Origin of the sequence: Nocardia sp. NPDC049149, from assembly GCF_043197455.1 — a bacterium.
Lineage (GTDB): Bacteria > Actinomycetota > Actinomycetes > Mycobacteriales > Mycobacteriaceae > Nocardia.
On record NZ_JBICTD010000002.1, the window covers coordinates 884,174 to 903,212 of the forward strand.

Annotated in this window: 19 protein-coding genes and 1 riboswitch; of the genes, 9 read left to right on the plus strand and 10 right to left on the minus strand. The window is 67.0% G+C overall.

Annotated elements, in window-relative coordinates; genetic code table 11:
- Positions 1 to 25: 25 nt before the first annotated feature.
- The gene (locus ACGFNJ_RS09875; RefSeq protein WP_393445482.1) at positions 26 to 475 is read left to right on the plus strand and encodes a DUF5994 family protein; all 450 of its coding nucleotides are present in this window, start codon (positions 26 to 28) and stop codon (positions 473 to 475) included.
- 619 nt (positions 476 to 1,094) lie between these two features.
- On the opposite strand, the gene ACGFNJ_RS09880 is transcribed toward ACGFNJ_RS09875, so the two are convergent.
- The 4 genes from ACGFNJ_RS09880 to mca all read right to left on the minus strand — a co-directional run bounded on the left by ACGFNJ_RS09880 (position 1,095) and on the right by mca (position 4,727).
- Positions 1,095 to 1,673 (minus strand): TIGR03086 family metal-binding protein, encoded by a 579-nt coding sequence (locus ACGFNJ_RS09880; RefSeq protein ID WP_393445484.1) that lies wholly within the window; start codon positions 1,671 to 1,673, stop codon positions 1,095 to 1,097.
- Positions 1,674 to 2,070: 397 nt separating this feature from the next.
- The gene (locus tag ACGFNJ_RS09885) at positions 2,071 to 3,381 is read right to left on the minus strand and encodes an FAD-binding oxidoreductase (protein ID WP_393445486.1); all 1,311 of its coding nucleotides are present in this window, start codon (positions 3,379 to 3,381) and stop codon (positions 2,071 to 2,073) included.
- 213 nt (positions 3,382 to 3,594) lie between these two features.
- On the minus strand, positions 3,595 to 3,861 hold the full coding sequence (locus ACGFNJ_RS09890) for a hypothetical protein (protein WP_393445488.1): 267 nt from the start codon (positions 3,859 to 3,861) through the stop codon (positions 3,595 to 3,597).
- Positions 3,861 to 4,727 carry a mycothiol conjugate amidase Mca gene (gene mca, locus ACGFNJ_RS09895; RefSeq protein WP_393445931.1) on the minus strand — a complete coding sequence of 289 codons (867 nt, stop codon included), beginning with the start codon at positions 4,725 to 4,727 and terminating at the stop codon, positions 3,861 to 3,863. Before mca ends, ACGFNJ_RS09890 begins: the two co-directional genes overlap by 1 nt.
- A gap of 119 nt (positions 4,728 to 4,846) precedes the next feature.
- Here mca and ACGFNJ_RS09900 point away from each other — a divergent pair, with 119 nt between their 5' ends.
- Both ACGFNJ_RS09900 and greA read left to right on the plus strand, forming a co-directional pair.
- Complete coding sequence (locus ACGFNJ_RS09900; RefSeq protein ID WP_393445490.1) at positions 4,847 to 5,296, plus strand: DUF4307 domain-containing protein; 450 nt, start codon at positions 4,847 to 4,849, stop codon at positions 5,294 to 5,296.
- Positions 5,297 to 5,595: 299 nt separating this feature from the next.
- Entirely contained in the window at positions 5,596 to 6,090 is a 495-nt protein-coding gene (gene greA / locus ACGFNJ_RS09905; protein ID WP_014988087.1) for a transcription elongation factor GreA, read from the plus strand.
- 104 nt (positions 6,091 to 6,194) lie between these two features.
- On the opposite strand, the gene ACGFNJ_RS09910 is transcribed toward greA, so the two are convergent.
- Positions 6,195 to 7,340, minus strand: a complete 1,146-nt coding sequence (locus ACGFNJ_RS09910; RefSeq protein WP_393445493.1) for a cystathionine gamma-synthase — start codon at positions 7,338 to 7,340, stop codon at positions 6,195 to 6,197.
- 289 nt (positions 7,341 to 7,629) lie between these two features.
- Between ACGFNJ_RS09910 and ACGFNJ_RS09915 the strand changes: the two genes are divergently transcribed.
- Together ACGFNJ_RS09915 and ACGFNJ_RS09920 are read left to right on the plus strand one after the other, a co-directional pair.
- The gene (locus ACGFNJ_RS09915) at positions 7,630 to 8,805 is read left to right on the plus strand and encodes an acyl-CoA dehydrogenase family protein (protein WP_069164639.1); all 1,176 of its coding nucleotides are present in this window, start codon (positions 7,630 to 7,632) and stop codon (positions 8,803 to 8,805) included.
- 178 nt (positions 8,806 to 8,983) lie between these two features.
- Complete coding sequence (locus ACGFNJ_RS09920) at positions 8,984 to 9,358, plus strand: DUF6401 family natural product biosynthesis protein (RefSeq protein ID WP_393445496.1); 375 nt, start codon at positions 8,984 to 8,986, stop codon at positions 9,356 to 9,358.
- A gap of 105 nt (positions 9,359 to 9,463) precedes the next feature.
- On the opposite strand, the gene ACGFNJ_RS09925 is transcribed toward ACGFNJ_RS09920, so the two are convergent.
- Positions 9,464 to 10,330 (minus strand): hypothetical protein, encoded by an 867-nt coding sequence (locus tag ACGFNJ_RS09925; protein WP_393445498.1) that lies wholly within the window; start codon positions 10,328 to 10,330, stop codon positions 9,464 to 9,466.
- 405 nt (positions 10,331 to 10,735) lie between these two features.
- Here ACGFNJ_RS09925 and ACGFNJ_RS09930 point away from each other — a divergent pair, with 405 nt between their 5' ends.
- On the plus strand, positions 10,736 to 11,182 hold the full coding sequence (locus ACGFNJ_RS09930) for a DUF4254 domain-containing protein (RefSeq protein WP_393445500.1): 447 nt from the start codon (positions 10,736 to 10,738) through the stop codon (positions 11,180 to 11,182).
- Between the two features lie 8 nt (positions 11,183 to 11,190).
- Here the strand turns inward: ACGFNJ_RS09930 and ACGFNJ_RS09935 are convergent, their stop codons facing one another.
- The gene (locus tag ACGFNJ_RS09935) at positions 11,191 to 12,324 is read right to left on the minus strand and encodes an AbrB family transcriptional regulator (RefSeq protein WP_393445502.1); all 1,134 of its coding nucleotides are present in this window, start codon (positions 12,322 to 12,324) and stop codon (positions 11,191 to 11,193) included.
- 258 nt (positions 12,325 to 12,582) lie between these two features.
- Positions 12,583 to 12,697: riboswitch (TPP riboswitch) on the plus strand.
- On the opposite strand from ACGFNJ_RS09935, the gene ACGFNJ_RS09940 reads away from it, so the two are divergent.
- Entirely contained in the window at positions 12,694 to 14,061 is a 1,368-nt protein-coding gene (locus ACGFNJ_RS09940; RefSeq protein ID WP_393445504.1) for a purine-cytosine permease family protein, read from the plus strand. (Overlaps the previous riboswitch by 4 nt.)
- A gap of 34 nt (positions 14,062 to 14,095) precedes the next feature.
- Here ACGFNJ_RS09940 and ACGFNJ_RS09945 read toward each other — a convergent pair whose 3' ends face one another.
- Together ACGFNJ_RS09945 and ACGFNJ_RS09950 are read right to left on the minus strand one after the other, a co-directional pair.
- Positions 14,096 to 15,016 (minus strand): NAD(P)-dependent oxidoreductase, encoded by a 921-nt coding sequence (locus ACGFNJ_RS09945; RefSeq protein WP_393445507.1) that lies wholly within the window; start codon positions 15,014 to 15,016, stop codon positions 14,096 to 14,098.
- A gap of 184 nt (positions 15,017 to 15,200) precedes the next feature.
- Entirely contained in the window at positions 15,201 to 15,683 is a 483-nt protein-coding gene (locus tag ACGFNJ_RS09950; RefSeq protein WP_393445509.1) for an RrF2 family transcriptional regulator, read from the minus strand.
- Between the two features lie 82 nt (positions 15,684 to 15,765).
- Here ACGFNJ_RS09950 and ACGFNJ_RS09955 point away from each other — a divergent pair, with 82 nt between their 5' ends.
- Positions 15,766 to 16,968 (plus strand): CynX/NimT family MFS transporter, encoded by a 1,203-nt coding sequence (locus ACGFNJ_RS09955; RefSeq protein WP_393445512.1) that lies wholly within the window; start codon positions 15,766 to 15,768, stop codon positions 16,966 to 16,968.
- 73 nt (positions 16,969 to 17,041) lie between these two features.
- Here the strand turns inward: ACGFNJ_RS09955 and ACGFNJ_RS09960 are convergent, their stop codons facing one another.
- The gene (locus ACGFNJ_RS09960; protein WP_393445514.1) at positions 17,042 to 18,430 is read right to left on the minus strand and encodes a cystathionine beta-synthase; all 1,389 of its coding nucleotides are present in this window, start codon (positions 18,428 to 18,430) and stop codon (positions 17,042 to 17,044) included.
- Positions 18,431 to 18,541: 111 nt separating this feature from the next.
- On the opposite strand from ACGFNJ_RS09960, the gene ACGFNJ_RS09965 reads away from it, so the two are divergent.
- On the plus strand, positions 18,542 to 19,021 hold the full coding sequence (locus tag ACGFNJ_RS09965; protein ID WP_069164647.1) for a hypothetical protein: 480 nt from the start codon (positions 18,542 to 18,544) through the stop codon (positions 19,019 to 19,021).
- Positions 19,022 to 19,039: the final 18 nt, after the last annotated feature.

Below are 19,039 nucleotides of genomic sequence, written 5' to 3' on the forward strand. Positions count from 1 at the left end.
AGAGCCCGCGAGAGGGGTGTCGATCATGACGTCACAATCAACCGAAACCAACCCAGGTCCACACGCGTCGCCCACCCACCGACTGCGGCTCGAGCTCGATGGTCGCGGTACCGGGGCTTACGACGGGTTCTGGTGGCCACACAGTCGAGACCTCGCCAGCGAGCTGCCTGGTCTGCTCACGACGCTGGTTCCCCGGCTCGGCTCGATTCATCGAGTGATCTACCACACCGATGAATGGGCCACCGCGCCAAGGAAGCTCGACTTCGCCGGGCGTCAGGTGCGGCTCGACGGCTATCGGCACATGGCCGCACGCACTCTCGAAATCCTCGGAGTCAGCGGCGCCCACCTGACCCTCCAGGTCATCACACCCCTCGCCGCGAGTGACATGACCACCGCAGAACAGCGCTGGGATTCCGAAGGCGGAGCGGGACGGCGCTCGCGTGGGTGGACCCGAGGAAGAACGGCCGCATACTGAGCCGTGCCGACCTCCGCTGCGGACACTCGGCACTGACCGGGCGGCCGGTGGACGTGCGGCGTCCACGAGCCCGCCGAAAATAGGATGCGCCGGGGGAATTCGAATGGATACAGTGCAGAGCGCGTCAAGATCGCAGACAACGGTTGATCCGCGCCCTCGGGGCGCGGGTTCAAGTCATGGCCGAGTCGGCGGGATTCGGGAGCTCGACCGGTAGAGCTGCCCGCCGCCGATCGACCCGCGGGCTCGATTGTTCCTCGGGCCTGCGGCTGTTGTGCTGCCGAACTCCGACGCGCCTGAACGCGCACCCCGTGGCGCACGCTTTTCGCGTGTGTCCGAAATGTCGTGGGCGCGCGTGAAATCGGGCCGATAAACCTACCTCTCGCCGGAAAGGGCGGAATTGCCATGCGTAAATTCACCATCGCACGTCCGAACGACGACGACGCAGCCCGAAATGTCCGAAATTGCGACGCGTCGACGTCTTCGCGCCATGCCGAGCAGCATGCACTGCACCGCAGCCACGCCGGCAGGCTCAGCTACCAGCGACCCGCATCGAACGAGCTGCTGCTCCTCGCGGCCTCGTCGGTAGTGCGGATCCGCTAGCCCGACGCGGGCCCCGCCGCTACGGGGTCCGCGCCAGCACCTCACGTCCGACGTAACCGAGCAGCCTGCGATGCGCGGGCTGCCCTTCCTCGACAACAACTTCGGCGCCGAAGATGCCCGGCGCCCTGAACTGGTCGATGCCGCCCCTGGCCTGCATGGTCGCGAGAAGTTCGCCACACAGCACGTCGTCGGCCAGATCCGCCCTGCCGATGGCGACCGCGATATCGACCCCGTGCACAACCAGCTCGGTCAGGTGCACCAGCGCCGCCATCGGCGCGGGCAACGCACCGAGCGAGATGCTCACCGTGTTGTCCAGCGCGTCTGGCCGATGCCAGGCCGCCCGATCCACCTCCGCCGCCGCCGCGTACGCGCCCTGCGGATCGCCGCCGAGCCAATCGGATTCGTGATCGGCGCCCGAATCCGTGCCGCTCAGCGCAGCCGCGAAGATGTGCATGCCGCCCACCGTATGGTTCAGCACGGCACGCACATCCCACTCCCGACACGGCGTCGGCGCGGCCAAGGAACTCTCGTCCAGGGCTGCGACGATCACGCTCGTCGCGTCGAGTGCACGGTCGATCTGTCCGATCACGTTGTCCATGAGCTTCCTTCGGTCGAACGGTCTGGCTGAATTGGTAACACAGGCGGGCGACATATGGAGGCCGTTGCGAAAGCTGCTCGACGCGAAATAGGTTGCCAGCAGTGTGCTTCTCGATGACCGATGGATAAAGCGGAGTCGCAGGCCGAATACATCTCGGTACAGTGTGCAATGCGGGCGGTACACACGCAACGTGGGTCTTTAGTAGACATGAAAACTGTTGTCTCCCCGTTGTTGTGACCGTAGGGTGCACCACACATTCTTTCTTCGGGGCAGACGATTTCGACGCCGCATTCCACCGAATGGTGTCGTGCGGCGTCGAATTCGTCACTTCGCCGAGACCAGAGCACGCCTACCGAGTCGCGGCCATTTCGTATACCCGCGGGCGGCCCCGCCTGAACTACCCGAGCACTGGGTAGTTGGCCCGAATAGTCGACTGCGGATCACGCGCTTGCTTGAGCGCGCGCAACCGGGCGAGCACCGCCTCGTCGAAGGCCGCCGCGGCCGACTCCGCCGGAGTCAGGAAGGTGTACGGCTTCAGCCCGCTGATGTGCCCGCCGATCGCGTCGACGATCTCGGCGTTCCTGGCATGGATCGCGTCGACGAGATGCGGCAGCGCCAGGCCGAGGGTGTAGAGCAGGTAGGGCTCGGCCACCGGGCCCCGCGCACCCGCCGCAGGATCAGCCTGCGCCAGCGCACCACCGAGATGGCGGATCTGGATGTCGACCAGCGGGGAAATCTGCTCGTCCACCAGAGTTTTCACGACCGCGTCGCCGAGATCGGTGAGCAGTTCACCACGCGAGATCGACGCGCTCGGGTCGGTGGGTTCGGCGGTGATGTCGCCGACGGCACTGACCGGAAGCACACCGCGCTTGTCCACGATGACATCGCCGATCGCGTCCAGACCGGCGACCAGCGCGCGGCCCGCGTCGGCCGCGCCGAGGTACGCGACATCCATCGCGACCATGGGCGGGGCGTCCGGGAACTGGAAGCGATGGAACCACACCGACAGCTCGTCCGGCGCCGCCGCGGTGATCTCCTGGAACGCCTCGAACACGGCCCTGGTCTTGCCGGCAGGCCACATCATCCGGCCGCCGTAGAACTCCGGCGCGGGGAACAACTCGAACTCCAGCGCGGTCACGACGGCGAAGTCGCCGCCGCCACCACGCAATGCCCAGAACAACTCGGGATCGTTCTCGGCGGTGACCCGCGCCTGCCCGCCCGTCGCGTCCACGATCTCGAACGCGCGCACCGCATCCGAGGCCCACCCGTACTTGCGGCTGAACCAGCCGTGCCCGCCGCCGAGTGTGTACCCGGTGACCCCGACGACCGGATTGCTACCCGCCAGACCGGTCAGCCCGTGCGCGGACGCCGCGGCCTGCACCTGCCCCCACTGCGCGCCGGCGCCCACCTTCGCGATCCGACGCTCGGCATCGATGGACACACCACCGAGCCCCTTGGTGCGCAGCAGGATCGCGTTATCGATCCCACCGGACGCACCGTGCCCGGTGGGTTGCGCCACCACAGGGACGCCTGCCCGCGCGGCGTACCGCACCACTGCGGCAACATCATCCGCGTCCGCGGCCTGCACCACCGCGGCCACCGGCTGGGTCACCGCGAGCGACCACGGACGGGCGGCCCCGTCGAACCCCTCGTCGCCAGGAAGCAGCACCCGGCCGGGCAGTGCACTACGCAGTTCTTCGAATACCATTGCCGATTCCTAACTTTCACTGCTGTCCATGATCAAAATTGGCGCGAAGCAGCGAAACACCTAAATCGACAATTCGACGTCGTGAATTCGAGCCCCTGCATGGCACCGCTTCTCGTCCGCCGGGCTCATGCGATTTTGTGGTTCGTGCCGCGACTACCCCATTGACGACACAGCACGCGAAAACGTGACAAGCAACAGCTCAGCGACCCGAGGTCAGGTCTTGTCGGCCCGGCCGCCCGGCCCGGACTCGTCGGGCCGGGTGGTGATGCCGTGCTCGGTCCCCTCGTCGGCCTCCTGGTCCGGCTCGGGATGTTCCGGCTCGAAGGTCGCAGGCAACTTCTTGATGTGTTTGTTCATCGACCGCACCAGCAGCACGGTGCCTGCCAGCAGGATCAGGATGATGACCAACCCGAGCGGCGACGCCTTGCCGAACTCGGGTCCGGTCGGGGTGCCTGGGGTCTGAGCGAGCAGTACCAGCATCACCGCTGCTCGTCTTCGATACCCGCGAACAGGTCGGTCTCCGGCAGCGCCGTGCGCACCCTGGTCTTGGCCAGCTCGAATTCCTCAGTGGGCCACAGCCGCTGCTGCATCTCCAGCGGGATGGCGAAGAACGCACCGTTCGGGTCGATCTGCGTCGCGTGCGCGCGCAGGGCATCGTCGCGCTGCGGAAAGTACTTGGCGCAGTCGATCTGGGTGGTGACCCTGGCGAACACGTCGCCACGCTCGGGAACGTACTTGCGCATCCGGTCCAGCCACTCCTGCAACGGGAACGGCTCGCCGATGCGCTCGTACTCCTCGGCGAAGACCTCCATCCGCCGCGCGGTGAACCCGTGGGTGTAGTACAGCTTCAGCGGCGTCCACGGCGCACCGGCCTCGGGGAACTGCTCGGGATCGCCCGCCGCCTCGTAGGCCGCGACCGACACCTCGTGGCACCGAATGTGATCGGGGTGCGGGTAACCGCCGAGCTCGTCGTAGGTGACGATCACGTGCGGCCGGAACTCGCGCACTACCCGGACGAGGGCCTCGGTGGACTCAGCCAACGGCACCAGGGCAAAGCTGTCTTCCGGCAACGGCGGCAGCGGGTCACCTTCCGGCAGGCCGGAATCCACGAAGCCGAGCCACTGCTGCCGCACGCCGAGCGCACGCGCCGCCGCGGCCATCTCCTCACGGCGGACCTCGTCGATCCGGTCGAGGATGCCAGGGGTGTCCATCGCGGGGTTCAGGATGCTGCCACGTTCGCCACCGGTCAGCGTGACGATGAGGACCTCGTGTCCTTCGTCGGCATAGCGTGCGGTCGTCGCGGCACCCTTGCTGGATTCGTCGTCGGGGTGGGCATGGACCGCCATGAGGCGAAGGCCACTCACGTCTCGTTCACCGTCGCTCTCGCTCGCGGGTGTCGGGTCTTCGTTCCCTATAGTTCCATTCGACCGACTTTTGTTCCGACGTACCCCCCGGGAGCGATCTTTTGACCGAGCGCGAAGAGGCGGCTACTCCGGTGACGAGCCAAAGGCCGACCGACCGGTATGGGACACGCCCGGCGGTACGCCGTCGCTGGACACCGGTCGCCCTCACCGTTGCCGTGGTGCTGCTCGGGTGTGTCGTCGCCTTCATCGGCTACCAGAAGTACGGCCCCAAGGACATCGACTCCGAGCAGCTCGGCTACACCGTCCTCGACGATTCCACGATGAGCGTCCGGATCAAGGTCACCCGCAAGGACCCGAGCAAGCCGGTGGTCTGCTTCGTCCGCGCGATGGCCCGCGACAGCGTCGAGGTCGGCAGGCGCGAGGTGCTGGTCGAGCCGTCGACCAGCGGCACGATCGAGCTGACCACGACGGTCAAGGCGTCCTCGCGCCCCGCCTCGAGCAGCATCTACGCGTGCAGCGGGCAGGTGCCCAGCTATCTTCGAGCAGGGTGATTTGCCCCTTTTGCCGTACCATTGTTCCTCGAAATTAACTCCGACCTGCATGTTTGTGATTCATGCTAAAATGGCCTGATACACGGTTCCGGGGTTCGGAGCCGTGTTTGCTGCATTGGCGGCCAGCGCTATCAGTTCCGGGTTCTCAGTTTGCCCGGAACTAAAGCCTGTCGGGGTTCGACGAACTTCCCAGGATCGCTCTAGCCGTCGACTGGTGCGTGCCCGCCCCACGGGTGGGTACTGCGGCAGTTATCAGGGAATCCCGGCCTGCCGGGAACAACTACTAGGGAGTGATCGAGATGACTGAGACGCAAGTGACTTGGCTGACCCCGGAGTCGCACGACAGGCTCAAGGGCGAACTCGATGCGCTCATCGCCAATCGTCCCGTCATCGCCGCCGAGATCAACGAACGTCGTGAAGAGGGTGACCTCAAGGAGAACGGCGGATACCACGCCGCGCGCGAGGAGCAGGGCCAGCAGGAGGCGCGCATTCGCCAGCTGCAAGAGCTGCTGAACAACGCCAAGGTCGGCGTCGCGCCGACCAAGTCCGGCGTCGCACTCCCCGGCTCGGTCGTCAAGGTCTACTACGACGGCGACGAGTCCGACACCGAGACCTTCCTCATCGCGACCCGCGAAGAGGGCCTGAACGACTCCAAGCTGGAGACCTACTCGCCTGCGTCCCCGCTCGGCGGCGCGCTCATCGACGCCAAGGTCGGCGAGACCCGCGAATACACGCTGCCCAACGGCAACACCATGAAGGTCACCCTGGTCAGCGCGGAGCCTTACCACAGCTGACGCTGCGGGCCTGGTCGCACCGCGACTCGCCCGAGCACGTCCCCTGAGACACGAGCGGCCGCACCCGGAACCCAGGTGCGGCCGCTTCGCCATCTCGGTCGGCCTCAGTCCTTCAGCGCCTGGGCGACATCGGCGAGCAGGTCGGCGGCATCCTCGATGCCGACCGAGAGCCGCACCAGATCGGCGGGCACCTCCAGCTCGGAGCCCTCGGTGGAGGCGTGCGTCATCGCGGCCGGATGCTCGATCAGCGATTCCACCCCGCCCAGCGACTCGGCAAGCGTGAAAACCTTGGTGCGCGAGCAGAACTCGCGGGCCGCGTCGGCGCCGCCGTGTAGTCGCACCGAGATCATGCCGCCGAACCGGCGCATCTGCTTGGTGGCGATCTCGTGGCCGGGGTGCTCGGGCAGGCCCGGGTAGATCACCTTGGCGATGGCCGGATGCCCGGACAGGAACTCGACCAGGGTCTCGGCGTTGTCGCAGTGCCGATCCATCCGCACGGCCAGTGTCTTGGTGCCGCGCATCGTGAGGAACGCGTCGAACGGGCCAGGCACCGCGCCCGCGCCGTTCTGCAGGAACGCGAATGCCGCGTCGAGCTCGGGATCGTTGGTGATCAGCGCGCCGCCGACGACGTCGGAGTGGCCGCCGAGGTACTTGGTGGTGGAGTGCGTCACGATGTCCGCGCCGAGCAGCAGCGGCTGCTGCAGGTACGGGGTGGCAAAGGTGTTGTCCACCACCAGCTTCGCGCCCGCGGCGTGCGCGATGTCGGCCAGCGCCGGGATATCGCCGATGCTCAGCAGCGGGTTGGTCGGCGTCTCCACCCAGACCAGCTTGGTGTTCGGCCGGATCGCCGCGCGCATCTCGTCCACGTCGAACACGTGGGCGGGCGAGTGCTCGATACCCCACTGGCTGAACACCTTGTCGATCAACCGGAAGGTGCCGCCGTAGGCGTCGTCCGGGATGACGATGTGATCACCGGGGCGCAGCGTGGCGCGGATCGCACAGTCGGTTGCGGCCATGCCCGAGGCGAAGGCCCGGCCGTAGGTGCCCGATTCGAGGGCGGCGAGGTTCGCTTCCAGCGCCGACCTGGTCGGGTTTCCGGTCCTGGCGTACTCGAAACCGCCGCGCAGACCGCCGACTCCGTCCTGGGCAAACGTCGAACTCGCGTAGATCGGTACGTTCACCGCACCGGTCTGCGGGTCTGGATCGAATCCGGCATGCACGGCACGTGTGGAGAACCCCAGCTCACTCATGAACCCCAGCCTAATTGGGAGCGATCAACCGGCAACTCCAAGCTCGGTCGCACCGGCGCGTGACGGGAAGGCCCCGTTTCACACAGTCGACAACACCGGCGGGCCCCGAAGACATACCCGACAGTGACGAAGATCTGGATCACGTCCACCAGCCGACAGGATGGATCGCCCTTCCTTCAGCCAGAAACCGATCTATTTACACAGCTAGAGGGCATGTGTCGGAAAATTCACGGCATCGAAGCCTAGTGACCCTGCTCTCAACCGCACCCGGCCCCTTTAGTCTTGACCCATGGTCACTGTGGAAGAACTGTTCGCGATCGATACCCTCCTGTCCGACGACGAGCGCGAGATCCGCGACACCGTCGCGGCCTTCGCGGCGCAACGTCTGCGCCCGCACATCGCGGACTGGTTCGAGGCGGGCACCTTCCCGGCTCGGGAGATCGCCCCGGAACTCGGCAAGGTCGGACTGCTCGGCATGCATCTGGACGGCTACGGCTGCGCGGGCATGTCGGCCACCATGTACGGCCTCGCCTGCCAGGAGCTGGAGGCGGTCGATTCCGGTGTGCGCAGCATGGTTTCGGTGCAGGGCTCGCTGGCGATGACCGCGATCCACAAGTACGGCTCGGAGGAACAGAAGCAGCAGTGGCTGCCCGAGATGGCGGCTGGCCGCGCGATCGGCTGTTTCGGGCTCACCGAACCCGACTTCGGCTCCAACCCCGGCGGCATGCGGACCAGGGCCAAGCGCGACGGCGCCGACTGGGTGCTCAACGGCTCGAAGATGTGGATCACCAACGGCTCGGTGGCCGACGTCGCGGTGGTGTGGGCGCAGACCGAGGACGAGGGCACGCAGCGGATCCGCGGCTTCCTGGTCCCGGCGGGGACGCCCGGGTTCAACGCGCGTGAGATGCACCGCAAGCTGTCGCTGCGCGCCTCGATCACCGCGGAACTCGACCTGGACGACGTCCGGCTGCCCGCCGAGGCGGTGTTGCCGGAATCACGCGGGCTCGCCTCGCCGCTGGCCTGTCTGAGCGAGGCCCGCTTCGGCATCATCTTCGGCGCCCTCGGCGCGGCCCGCGACTGCCTGGCCTCGACCATCGAATACGCGCGCACCCGTGAGGTTTTCGACAAGCCGCTGGCCGGCTACCAGCTGACCCAGGCCAAGCTGGCGGACATGGCCCTCGAATTCGGCAAGGGCCAGCTGCTCGCCCTGCACCTGGGCAGGCTGAAGGATCGCGGCGCGGTGACCCCGGAGCAGGTGAGCGCCGGAAAGTTGAACAGCACCAGGGAGGCCATCGCGATCGCCCGCGAGTGCCGCACCATCCTCGGCGCCAACGGCATCACGCTGGACTACCCGGTGCTGCGGCATGCCAACAACCTGGAGTCGGTGCTCACCTACGAGGGCACCGCCGAGGTGCACCAGCTGGTGCTCGGCCGCGCACTGACCGACGCGAACGCCTTCCGGTAACCCGGCGGGTCGGTGCGGCGGATTCGCTGCCGGTCCGGGCGGCCCGCCCGGGCCGGAGAATCCGGTTCTCCGGCAAGCCTTTTCGTGCGGCATGTTTGCTGAGCCGCACTAATACGACATATCTGACGTAGTGGAGCATCACAGTTTCATAAATACTGAGCGATTGCTAGCATGAGACATGTTTTCGCTCGGCCCGGCGTTGCTCGAAGTGTCGGCACGCAAGATATTGACCCGCCTACACAAGACGCACGGGGTGCCCGCACTGGCCGCCGCCGCCGAGCTGCCTGCGCTCTCGGCCGCCCTCGACCAGCATGCGGCGGCCGTGCGCGACATTCTCGAGCACGGTGTCGAGGACGCGGCGAAGGTCCCGGTCAGCGTGCTGCTTGCCGGATACGCCCGCGGGCTCGTCGATCAGGTGCGCGAAGCACAGGAACCCGGCAGGCAGGCGCTGACCAGCGCGGCGCCCGACGACCTCGACAGCTGGGCGAATGCTGGCTGGGCGCAGCTGCGGCTGGCGAGCGTGTGCCTGCACGCGGCGCACGTGTCTGCCTGATTTCCTGCTACCGCCGGATACCGCGTTGCCGCACAACGACTTCGATACAGTGCGTCCGCGCTCGGCCGGAACCGAGCGCGGACGCACTGTGACCTGAACCTGAGATCAGCGCGCGTCGCCGGGATCGCGGTAGCCCATGTACTCACCGGACTGCCGGTAGGATCCGCCGCCCTGCATCGCGCCCTGATCCCACTGCTGCCCGTGCTGACCACGGCTGGCCTGCTGGTCCATCCAGAGCTGTTCGCGCGAGGCATCCTCGCGGCCACGCGAGTACGCCTCCGCGTGCCCCTTGACCGCGGGCATCTCCTCCTCCAGCCCGCTCAACCAGTTCTCCCAGCGCTGCTGCATCGGCCGAATCATGCCACCGCCGATGCCGACCACCAGGACACCGCCGATGGTGGCGAGCACGGTGATGAGGATCGGCATGGTGACCGAGGTGGCAACGCCGATCTGATTCAACGCGGCGACCAGGCCGACGCCCCAGATGAACACCGCGGCAACGCGGCCGATCATCGCGCCGTAGGACAGCCCGCCGAGCATGTTGCCGACCAGGTCACGCACCGCGGACGCGATCGCGCCCGCGATCACCACGATGATGATCGCGACCGCCGCCTTCGGCAGCCACGAGACGATGCCGTCGAGCAGATCGCTCACCGGGTTCGGACCGAAGACGCCGAAGCCGAGCTGCAGCGCGATCAGCAGGATCGCGTAGTAGGCCAGCTTCGCCAGCAGATCCGAGGCGTCGTAGCGGCTGCGCGACATCATCTGCCTGAGTCCGCCACGCTCGACCAGCCGGTCGAAGCCGAGCCGGTCGAGCACCTTGTCCACGATCGTCGAGACGATCTTCGCGACGATCCAGCCGATGATCAGGATGACAAGGAATCCGGCCAGCTTGGGGACGAACGTGGCGACGGAGCTCCACGCGTCCGAGAGGCCTTGTTGGAAATCGATAGCCAAACTGGAGGTGTACATGCCCGTCCCTTCGCTATCCGATTACGCCAAGGCAGTTTGCCGAGGCGGCTTCATGGCCGGTTATACCCCGGCGACATTACTCGAACCAGCTGTTTGCAGATAATTTGCCACATCGGCGCATTCGGCGCGACATCTACCTTTTCCAGGCGCGTAGCCCGCGCCGTTCGGTTCGCCAACCTCACAACCGACCCGACGGTTTGCGGAGAAGATTGTTACGACCTGTCATCGACGTGCCATCTGTCCGACACCGACACGCCGAGACAGCTGGCGCACGCTTAGCTCCGGATCCGGCATCAGGGCAATGCCTCCCGCCCGACACCTGGAGGTGCACCATGACCCCACTGTCCGCCGACGCCGTCGGCACTACCCCGATCCCCCGCATCGCGATGCGCCGAGGAGCCCGCGATGTTCGTGCGTGATCGTGGCCATCGCCCCAGCCGTGGCGGCACGCGGCCGCTGCCTGATCAACGCGAACTGGTCGCCGCCTTCGGTGGCCAGGCAAGCGATCCGGTCACCGACCATCCGCTCATCGACTGGGCCCGCGCGCTGGCCACGTTGCACAGGCAGCGCCACCGCGATCCGCTGGGGGCCGCCGGAATAGATTGCCGCCGTGCCGAGTTGGTGGCCGCCATCGACGCGTGGGTGGCCACCAAGCTGCCGCGCCGCCGGTACACCGAGCAGCTGCGCGCCCGATCACTCGGCGCGACCGTCGATCGGATGGCCGCGGCGCACGTGCACGCCAGCCATCTCCTGCACACCGCAGAGAAGGTGTCCGACGACCGGGTGCACGCGGCGTGGTACCGGCTCGCGTCGCTCGCCGACGAATGGACGGACTTGATCGTGGATGTCTGAGAACGACCTCAGGCGACCAGTTCTGGCTGCATCATGCGGATCTGGCGCGCGGACAGCCAGCGCATGCCGCGGGTCAACAGCGGAAGCATCAGCACCATCAGGAGCAATCGCATGCTCTGCACGCAGGTGATCAGGGGAAGGTTCGCATCCATCGACTCGGCGGTCGCCAGCACCGCGTTGATGCCGCCGGGGGTCGTGGCCAGATAGATGTCGGAGAGCTCGAGATCGACGAAGGTCGCTACGGCGAAAGCCAATCCGGCGACGATCGCAGACAGGGCGACGATGGTGACCGTCATGCCGGGAATCATCCTGGCCATCTCGGTGACGACGGTCCTGGTGAACCGGGTGCCGACCTCGAAGCCGATCAGCACGAACAGCAGGTCCTTGAACAGGTTGGTCGGCGCGTATCCGTGGCTGACGCCGAGCGCGGTGAGCAGCGCGGTCACCAGCATCGGCCCGATCAGTGCCGGGCTCGGCATGTTGAGCCGCCTGCCGAGCTTGGTGCCGACGATGCACAGCATCACCGCAATGGACAGTCCGGCAACCTGATCGCCGCGACCGACGATCATCCAGTAGGGCAGATCAGGGTTGGTGACCGCGCCACCGAGAGTGACTCGCTCGGAGCTCAATCCGCTACTGCTGTTGTTCAGAAAGGCGCCGAGGGCGGGTGCGCTCACTGCGACGAGGGCGACCCGCAGGTACTGCATGAAGGCGACCTGACGCGGATCGGCGTCCATGTCGTCGGCGCAGGCCACCACGGCCGCGGATCCACCGGCCAGCAGGCCGAGCGTGGCGGTTGGCAACTCCACGTGGGCAACTCGGGCGAACACCACCGCGACCAGCAGGCTGATCACCAGCGTCATCACCGTGACCGCAAGCACCGGAATGAGCGCCAAGCCGATGCTGGACAGCAGTGAGACCTCGAGATAGCTACCCATCAGCACGCCGAGCATGGCTTGCACGCCGACCGAAACCTGGCGAGGCAGCGGGGCTGGCAGCTTCCCCATCAACGCCAGCGCGCCACCGACGACGATCGCCAGGATCATTTGGGGCGCTGGAAAATGTATCCAGTCGAGCAACTCCGCCCCGGCAAGCACCGAGGCCAGCAGAGCGACCCAACCGATCCCTTGCTTCCGAGTCATACCTGAGAATCCTTGCCCTAGCGAATGAACAGACCGTTACGACTCCGTTATCAGGGTTAACAGCTAATGTGATCCCCGACGCATGCCATCAATTCCCTGCTCAGACGCAGGATTGCCGGATCTTGTTACAACCTCGTGTCCCCGATGATTCTATCTGGAAATAATTGAGCGAATGCCCAGCTGGCGATTTGTTCACCTAGCAGCCACCTACGGACCGGACCACGCGCGAAGCCGTCACGTGTACCATTTGCCCGAACAAACCCCTATCGCGGGAGCTCGGGCACGGCCGGGCTGAGAGGGCGGACCCCACGCTTCGCCGACCGCCTGAACCTGTCCGGGTAATGCCGGCGTAGGAAGAGCGTTTCGGTCATGTCTGCCTCGACCTTGCCCACCGCCGAACGGCACGAAGCTCCGTTCACCCTCGACGAACCCGCCCCGAAAGTGCTGTCCTTCTGGGACCAGAGCGCATTCTGGGCAAATCTCGGCGTCAGCCTCATCGCCTTCTCCGGCGCATATACCGTGCTCGCGCCGAATGCCGAGGGCGCACCGCAGCTCTCGATCGCCGCGGGCATCCTCGCGATGATCGTCGGCACGGTCGCGGGCGGCGTCATGCTCGGCCTGGCCGCCGTGCCTGGCGCTAAGACGGGCAAACCGGCGATGGTGCTGCTCCGCGGCCTGTTCGGCGCGAAACTCAGCTACCTGCCAACGGTTTTGAACATCGCGCAGTTGATCGGCTGGGGCACCTTCGAGCTGATCGTCATCGGTGACGCGGCCGACGAACTGTTCGGCGGCGGCCCGCACTGGCTGTATGTCGTCGCCGCGGGCGTCCTCACCACAGTCTTGACGATCTGGCCGCTCGGCTCGGTGCGGATGCTGCGCCGGTTCGTCACCGCTGGCGTGGTGATCGCGCTGATCTGGTTCTACATCCAGTTCTTCCGCGCGGGTCTGCCCGACCTCACCGCGAATCCCGGCCCGCACGGCAGCGGTCCGTTCGGCGTCGACTGGAACCTCTTCTGGATCGCCACGGACGCGGCGCTTGCGGTGTCGATCTCCTGGGTGCCGGTGGCCGCCGACTACACCAGGCATTCGCGCAGCACCGGCTCCGCGTTCGGCGCGGCGAGCGGCGCCTACGCGCTCACCCAGATCGTCGCCTATATCCTCGGGCTGTTCGCGCTGGCGCGGGCGACCGGCGGCGGCCAGTACTCGCCCTTCCTCGCTGTCACTCTCGGCGGCCTTTTCTTCTTTGTGTTCGTGCTTCGCGAGGCCGACCAGTCGTTCGCCAACGTGTACTCCACCGCGGTCTCGATCCAGAATCTCGCGCCGCGCCTGGACCGCCGGGTCCTGTCGATAGGCCTCGGCGCGCTGATCACCGTGCTCGCGCTGCTGCTGAACATGGGCAACTACTTCGGCTTCCTCGGGCTGATCGGCTCGGTGTTCGTGCCGATGCTCGGCGTGCTCGTCGGCGACTTCTTCCTGCGGGCGAAGGGCGAGTGGAACACCGCCGCCGACGCACCGTCGCGGTGGGGCATGATCGTCGCCTGGCTCGCGGGGTTCACCGTCTATCAGCTGATCAATCCGGGTGATGCCGGCGTGTGGACCGACTTCTGGGTGAACATCCAAGAGCGCCTGCACTTCACCAAGCAGGCGTGGATGAGCGCGTCCCTCCTGTCGTTCCTCGTCGCGCTGCTGGTCGCATGGGTGGTCGGCCGGATCACCACGCAGCGCACTGCCCGCTGAGCGTGCGGATGCGACGCGACGCGACGCGACGAAGCTAGTCGGCCCCGGCCGCGAGCCTGCCGCGAAGATCGTGCTCGTCGGCTCGATCCCCGCGGAGCAGTTCGTAGAGCGCGGTGATGCTGTTGTCTCCATATCCTTGGTCCATCGCGCGGCCGAGGAGCTCGAACATCGGCCGATGCCAGGCCATGTCGACGCCGGTTTCGGTGCCGAGGGCGAGGTCGTCGTCGTTGGCCGAATGGAACAACGCGACCGAGGAGCCGAGCTTGGTGTAGTCGCGGGTGTCGATCTCCTCGGCGAGGACGGGCAGCAGGGATTCGATCATCTGCAGCCACTTGGTCGCGTGCCGCACCATCGAGCTCGCAGGCAAGCCACGCGCGGACAGCACCGCGGCGCCTTCGAAGAACCCCAGTAGCGCGGGCAGCAGGGTCGCGCCGACGGCGGCCTCGTACAGGGCAGCCAGATCGGGCTCGGGACCGAGATGCTCCAGGTCGCCGCCGAGCACCCGCAGGGTTTCGGCGTGCTCGTCGAAGAGCGCACGGCTACCGCCGAAGTACAGCAGCGTATCCGGGTTACCAACGGCCGCAGGCACATTTTTGATCGCGCCGCCCAGAAAACCGGCGTCGTGCTCTGCGGCCCATGCGGCCAGTGCCCTTGCCCCTGCCGGAGCCCCGCTGTTCACCGTGATCAGCGTGCGCCCACCGATCGCATGGCAGGCCGGCGCCAGGGTCTCGGCGGTGGCCTCGAATCCGATGAGGCAACTGATGATCAGCGGACTCGCGGCGACCGCCTCGGCGATCTCGCCGACGTGCCTGGCACCAAGCGCCACCAACGATGCCGCCTTCTCCGGGCTGCGGTTCCACACCGTGGTCGGATGCCCGGCACGGAGAAAGGCTTTCGCCAGCGCGCTGCCCATCGATCCGAGACCAACCACGGTCACCGGCGTGCGGTCGGTCATAGTCGCTCCACTCCAAGATATTTCGACGACGGTCGCCGACTACCGACTTCAGTCTTGGTGCACACCGAACGGACCGGCAAGTACGCACTTTTCCGTCCAATACCAACGCGGAGGTAAGCATCCAGGTCAGCGACGCACCGAGTCGACGTGCCGAACAGTCCTGGAGTGCACAGGCATTCGAGGGTTAGCGCGTGCCGGTGGTCAGCCAGTCACGCAGGTCGGTCAGCGCGGTGCCGCTACTGTCGGCGTCGATGTTCGCGGCCAGGTCCGCGATGGTGATGGCGGCGAGGGCCGCCCGCCACGCCGCGTCGGCGGCGGCCATGGCGCGGGCGATCGCGCAGGGCACACGGCAGCTTTTCGCGGGCAGGGCGAGCGGGCCCTGCTGGCGAATCTCGGTGCAGCGGAAGGCCGGGTCGGTGCCGTCTACCGCCTCGACCACCTCGAGGGCGGTGATGCTGTCGGCGGCACGGGTGAGCACGTAGCCGCCGGCCGGGCCGGGGACCGAGCGCACAATGTCGGCCCGGGACAGCGCCTGGAGATGTTTGGCGAGGTAGGCCGTCGGCACGCCATGCAACTCGGCCAACCGGGCGGCGGGCACCGGGTCGACCGCCTGACCGAGAGAAACACAGCAGTGCATGGCCCATTCGACGCCGTTGGACATCTTCATGCGGACAGCATATCTCGGATAGAAAATGTCCGAGACTGTGCTATAACTTGGACATTAAATGTCCGAGATTGAGGTACCCGTCATGACCACACTTCGAGACCGCCCCACACCGACCACCAAAGACCGCGCCGCCCTCGCCTTTGCAACGATGGCGTTGTTCGTCGCCGCGGCCAATCTGCGCCCCGCCATCGCCGCGGTGTCCCCGCTGGTCGATCGGATTCGCCTAGACCTCGGCTTGTCCTCTACCGGGGTCGCCCTGTTGACCACCGTCCCGACCCTGGCGATGGGTCTGTGCGCGCCCGTCGCGGCGGCGATCGGCCGCCGCTTCGGCTTGCAACGCGGCGTACTGATCGGCCTGGTGGTGGTCGCAATCGCCACTGCCGCACGCGGATTCGGCACCGCAACCTGGCTGCAGCTCAGCTGCGCCGCCGTGGTCGGCGCCGGCATCGCCGTCGCGCAGACACTGCTGCCCGCGGTGGTGAAGTCGCGGTTCGCCGAGCGCGCCGGGCTGGTCACCGGCATCTATACCGCGGGACTCGGATTGGGCGGCGCGGTCGCCGCAGGCAGCAGCGCGCCGCTAGCCGACGCGCTGGATTCCTGGCCGGGCGCGCTGGCGTCGTGGGCGGTACTCGCCGTCGCAGGCATCCTGCTGTGGTCTGCGGCGCGGTCCGCGCTGCGCCTGGACGATGTGTCGGGACCGCAGGGGCCCGCGACGAAGGGCCTGCCGTTGCGCAGCGTGACGGCATGGCGGATCACCGTGCTCGCTGCGCTCAACTCGGCGCTGTATTACTGCGAATTGGCCTGGGTCGCACCGCTGTTGCACGATGCGGCCGGATATCGCGAGGCCTACGCGGGTTTCCTGCTCACCGCCATGATCTCGATCCAGGTGGTGGCGATGCTCGCGGTTCCGGCGCTGCTCGGTGAGCACAGGGACAAGCGCGTCGGGCTCGCGCTGACCACAGTGCTGACGGCCGTCGGCTTCCTCGGGCTCGCACTGAGCCCGGCCACCGCCACCTGGCTCTGGATCGTCGCACTCGGCATCGGCCACGGCGGCCTGTTCACCCTGGTGCTCACCGTGCCGGTGTCGATGAGCCGCGATGTGGCCGAAGCCGGACGCTACAGCGCCATGGCGTTTTTCGTCGGCTACGCCGCCGCGGCGGTGGCACCCGTCCTGGTCGGCGCGCTGCGCGACGAGACAGGCGACTTCCGGCTCGCCTTCGGATTACTCGGTGGCGCAACGGTATTGCTCTTGGTGCCGATCGCAGGCATGGTCCGGCGCGACTGAGCCGCTGGCCGCCGCCCACCGAACCGAGACGGGTTCGGTGGGCGGAAAGCCAAGGGCAACAGTTAGTTCCGAATCAACGACCCAGGCTGCCGGTGCTCAAGAAGCCGAGCAGGTCATGCCTGGTGATGACGCCGACCGGCTTGCCGTCGTCGACCACCATCAGCGCGTCGGTGTCCGACAGCGCCTTGGTCGCGGAGGAGATCGGCTCGCCTGCGCCGATCAACGGGAACGACGGGCTCATGTGCTTGGCCACCGAATCCGTCAGGTGCGCACGGCCTTCGAACACCGCGGAGAGCAGATCCCGCTCGGACACGCTGCCCGCGACCTCGCCTGCCATCACCGGCGGCTCCGCGCCGACGACCGGCATCTGCGACACCCCGTACTCGCGCAGGATCTCGATCGCGTCGCGCAGCGTCTCCGACGGGTGGGTGTGCACCAGGTCGGGCAAGGCACCCGACTTGCCGCGCAACACATCCCCGACCAACGGTTCGGCACTGCCGTCGAGCCGGTCGCGCAGGAACCCGTAGGAGCTCATCCACTGGTCGTTGAAGATCTTCGACAGGTAGCCGCGGCCGCCGTCGGGCAACAGCACCACGACGACCGCGTCCGGGGCGCGCCGCGCGACCTCGATGGCCGCGACAACGGCCATGCCGCACGAGCCGCCGACCAGCAGGCCTTCCTCGCGGGCGAGGCGGCGGGTCATGTCGAACGAGTCCGCGTCGGAGACCGCGATGATCTCGTCCGGGATGGCCGGGTCGTAGGCCGAGGGCCAGAAGTCCTCGCCGACACCCTCGACCAGGTACGGCCGTCCGGTGCCGCCGGAGTACACCGAGCCCTCCGGGTCGGCGCCGATGATCTGCACCTTGCCGCCGGACACCTCTTTGAGATAGCGGCCGGTGCCGGTGATGGTCCCGCCGGTGCCGACGCCCGCGACGAAGTGGGTGACCTTGCCTTCGGTGTCGCGCCAGATCTCCGGGCCGGTCGTCTCGTAGTGGCTGTCCGGGCCGCCGGGGTTGGAGTACTGGTCCGGCTTCCACGCGCCATCGATCTCGCCGACCAGGCGATTGGAGACGCTGTAGTAGCTGGCCGGGTCTTCCGGGGCCACGGCGGTCGGGCACACGACCACCTCGGCGCCGTAGGCACGCAGCACGTTGCGCTTGTCCTCGCTGACCTTGTCCGGGCAGACGAAGACGCAGTGGTAGCCGCGCTGCTGGGCGACCAGCGCGAGCCCGACTCCGGTGTTGCCTGAGGTCGGTTCGACGATGGTGCCGCCTGGCCGCAACTGGCCGGACTTCTCGGCGGCATCGATCATTTTCACCGCGATCCGGTCCTTGGAGCTACCGCCCGGATTCAGGTATTCGATCTTGGCGGCCACCAGTCCGGCATCGGGGCCTACAACGGAGTTCAACCGGACCAGCGGCGTATTGCCGATGAGGTCCACGACATGGTCGGCGATGCGCATGGGCCCCATCGTTCCAGATGACCGCAGTGTGAGTTCGCGCACGCCACGCGGAAAACCCCAGAGCTCGACAAACAGGGGGAACTGTTCAACCTCCGTTTAGGATTCGTGAGCATGAAGCAGCCGAACATCGCCCGTGCCGGCGTTGTTCTGGCCGGCGCGGCAGTGACCGCACTGGTCGGACCTGGCGCACAGGCCAAGGCAGTGACCATCGAGTTCCCGCAGGTGCCGACGCTCGCGTATGGCGGCCTGTGCGGGACCACCATTCGCACTTGGGCCGACGTGAGCCCCGCCTGGCCTGGGCGGGCGATCCTCAACGTGCGCGCACTGCCCGTCATCGGGATCGGGCCTGGCGACTACCCGCTGGCTCCGTTGTGCGAGGTCAACACCACGGTGGCCTGGCGGAACACCACCACCGGGGCGGTGGGCCGCTACGACAACACCGTGGTGACCGGGCTCTACGGCAGCATGCAGTACGCGTTGTTCCAGGACACCGGGCCGGGCCGCATCGAGGTCACCGTCACCACCGACGCGGCGAGTATCCCGGCTTACGGCTGGTTCAACGTTCCTGCTCCTGCTGCCCCGCCTGCTTAAAGTCGGTACATTTTCTCT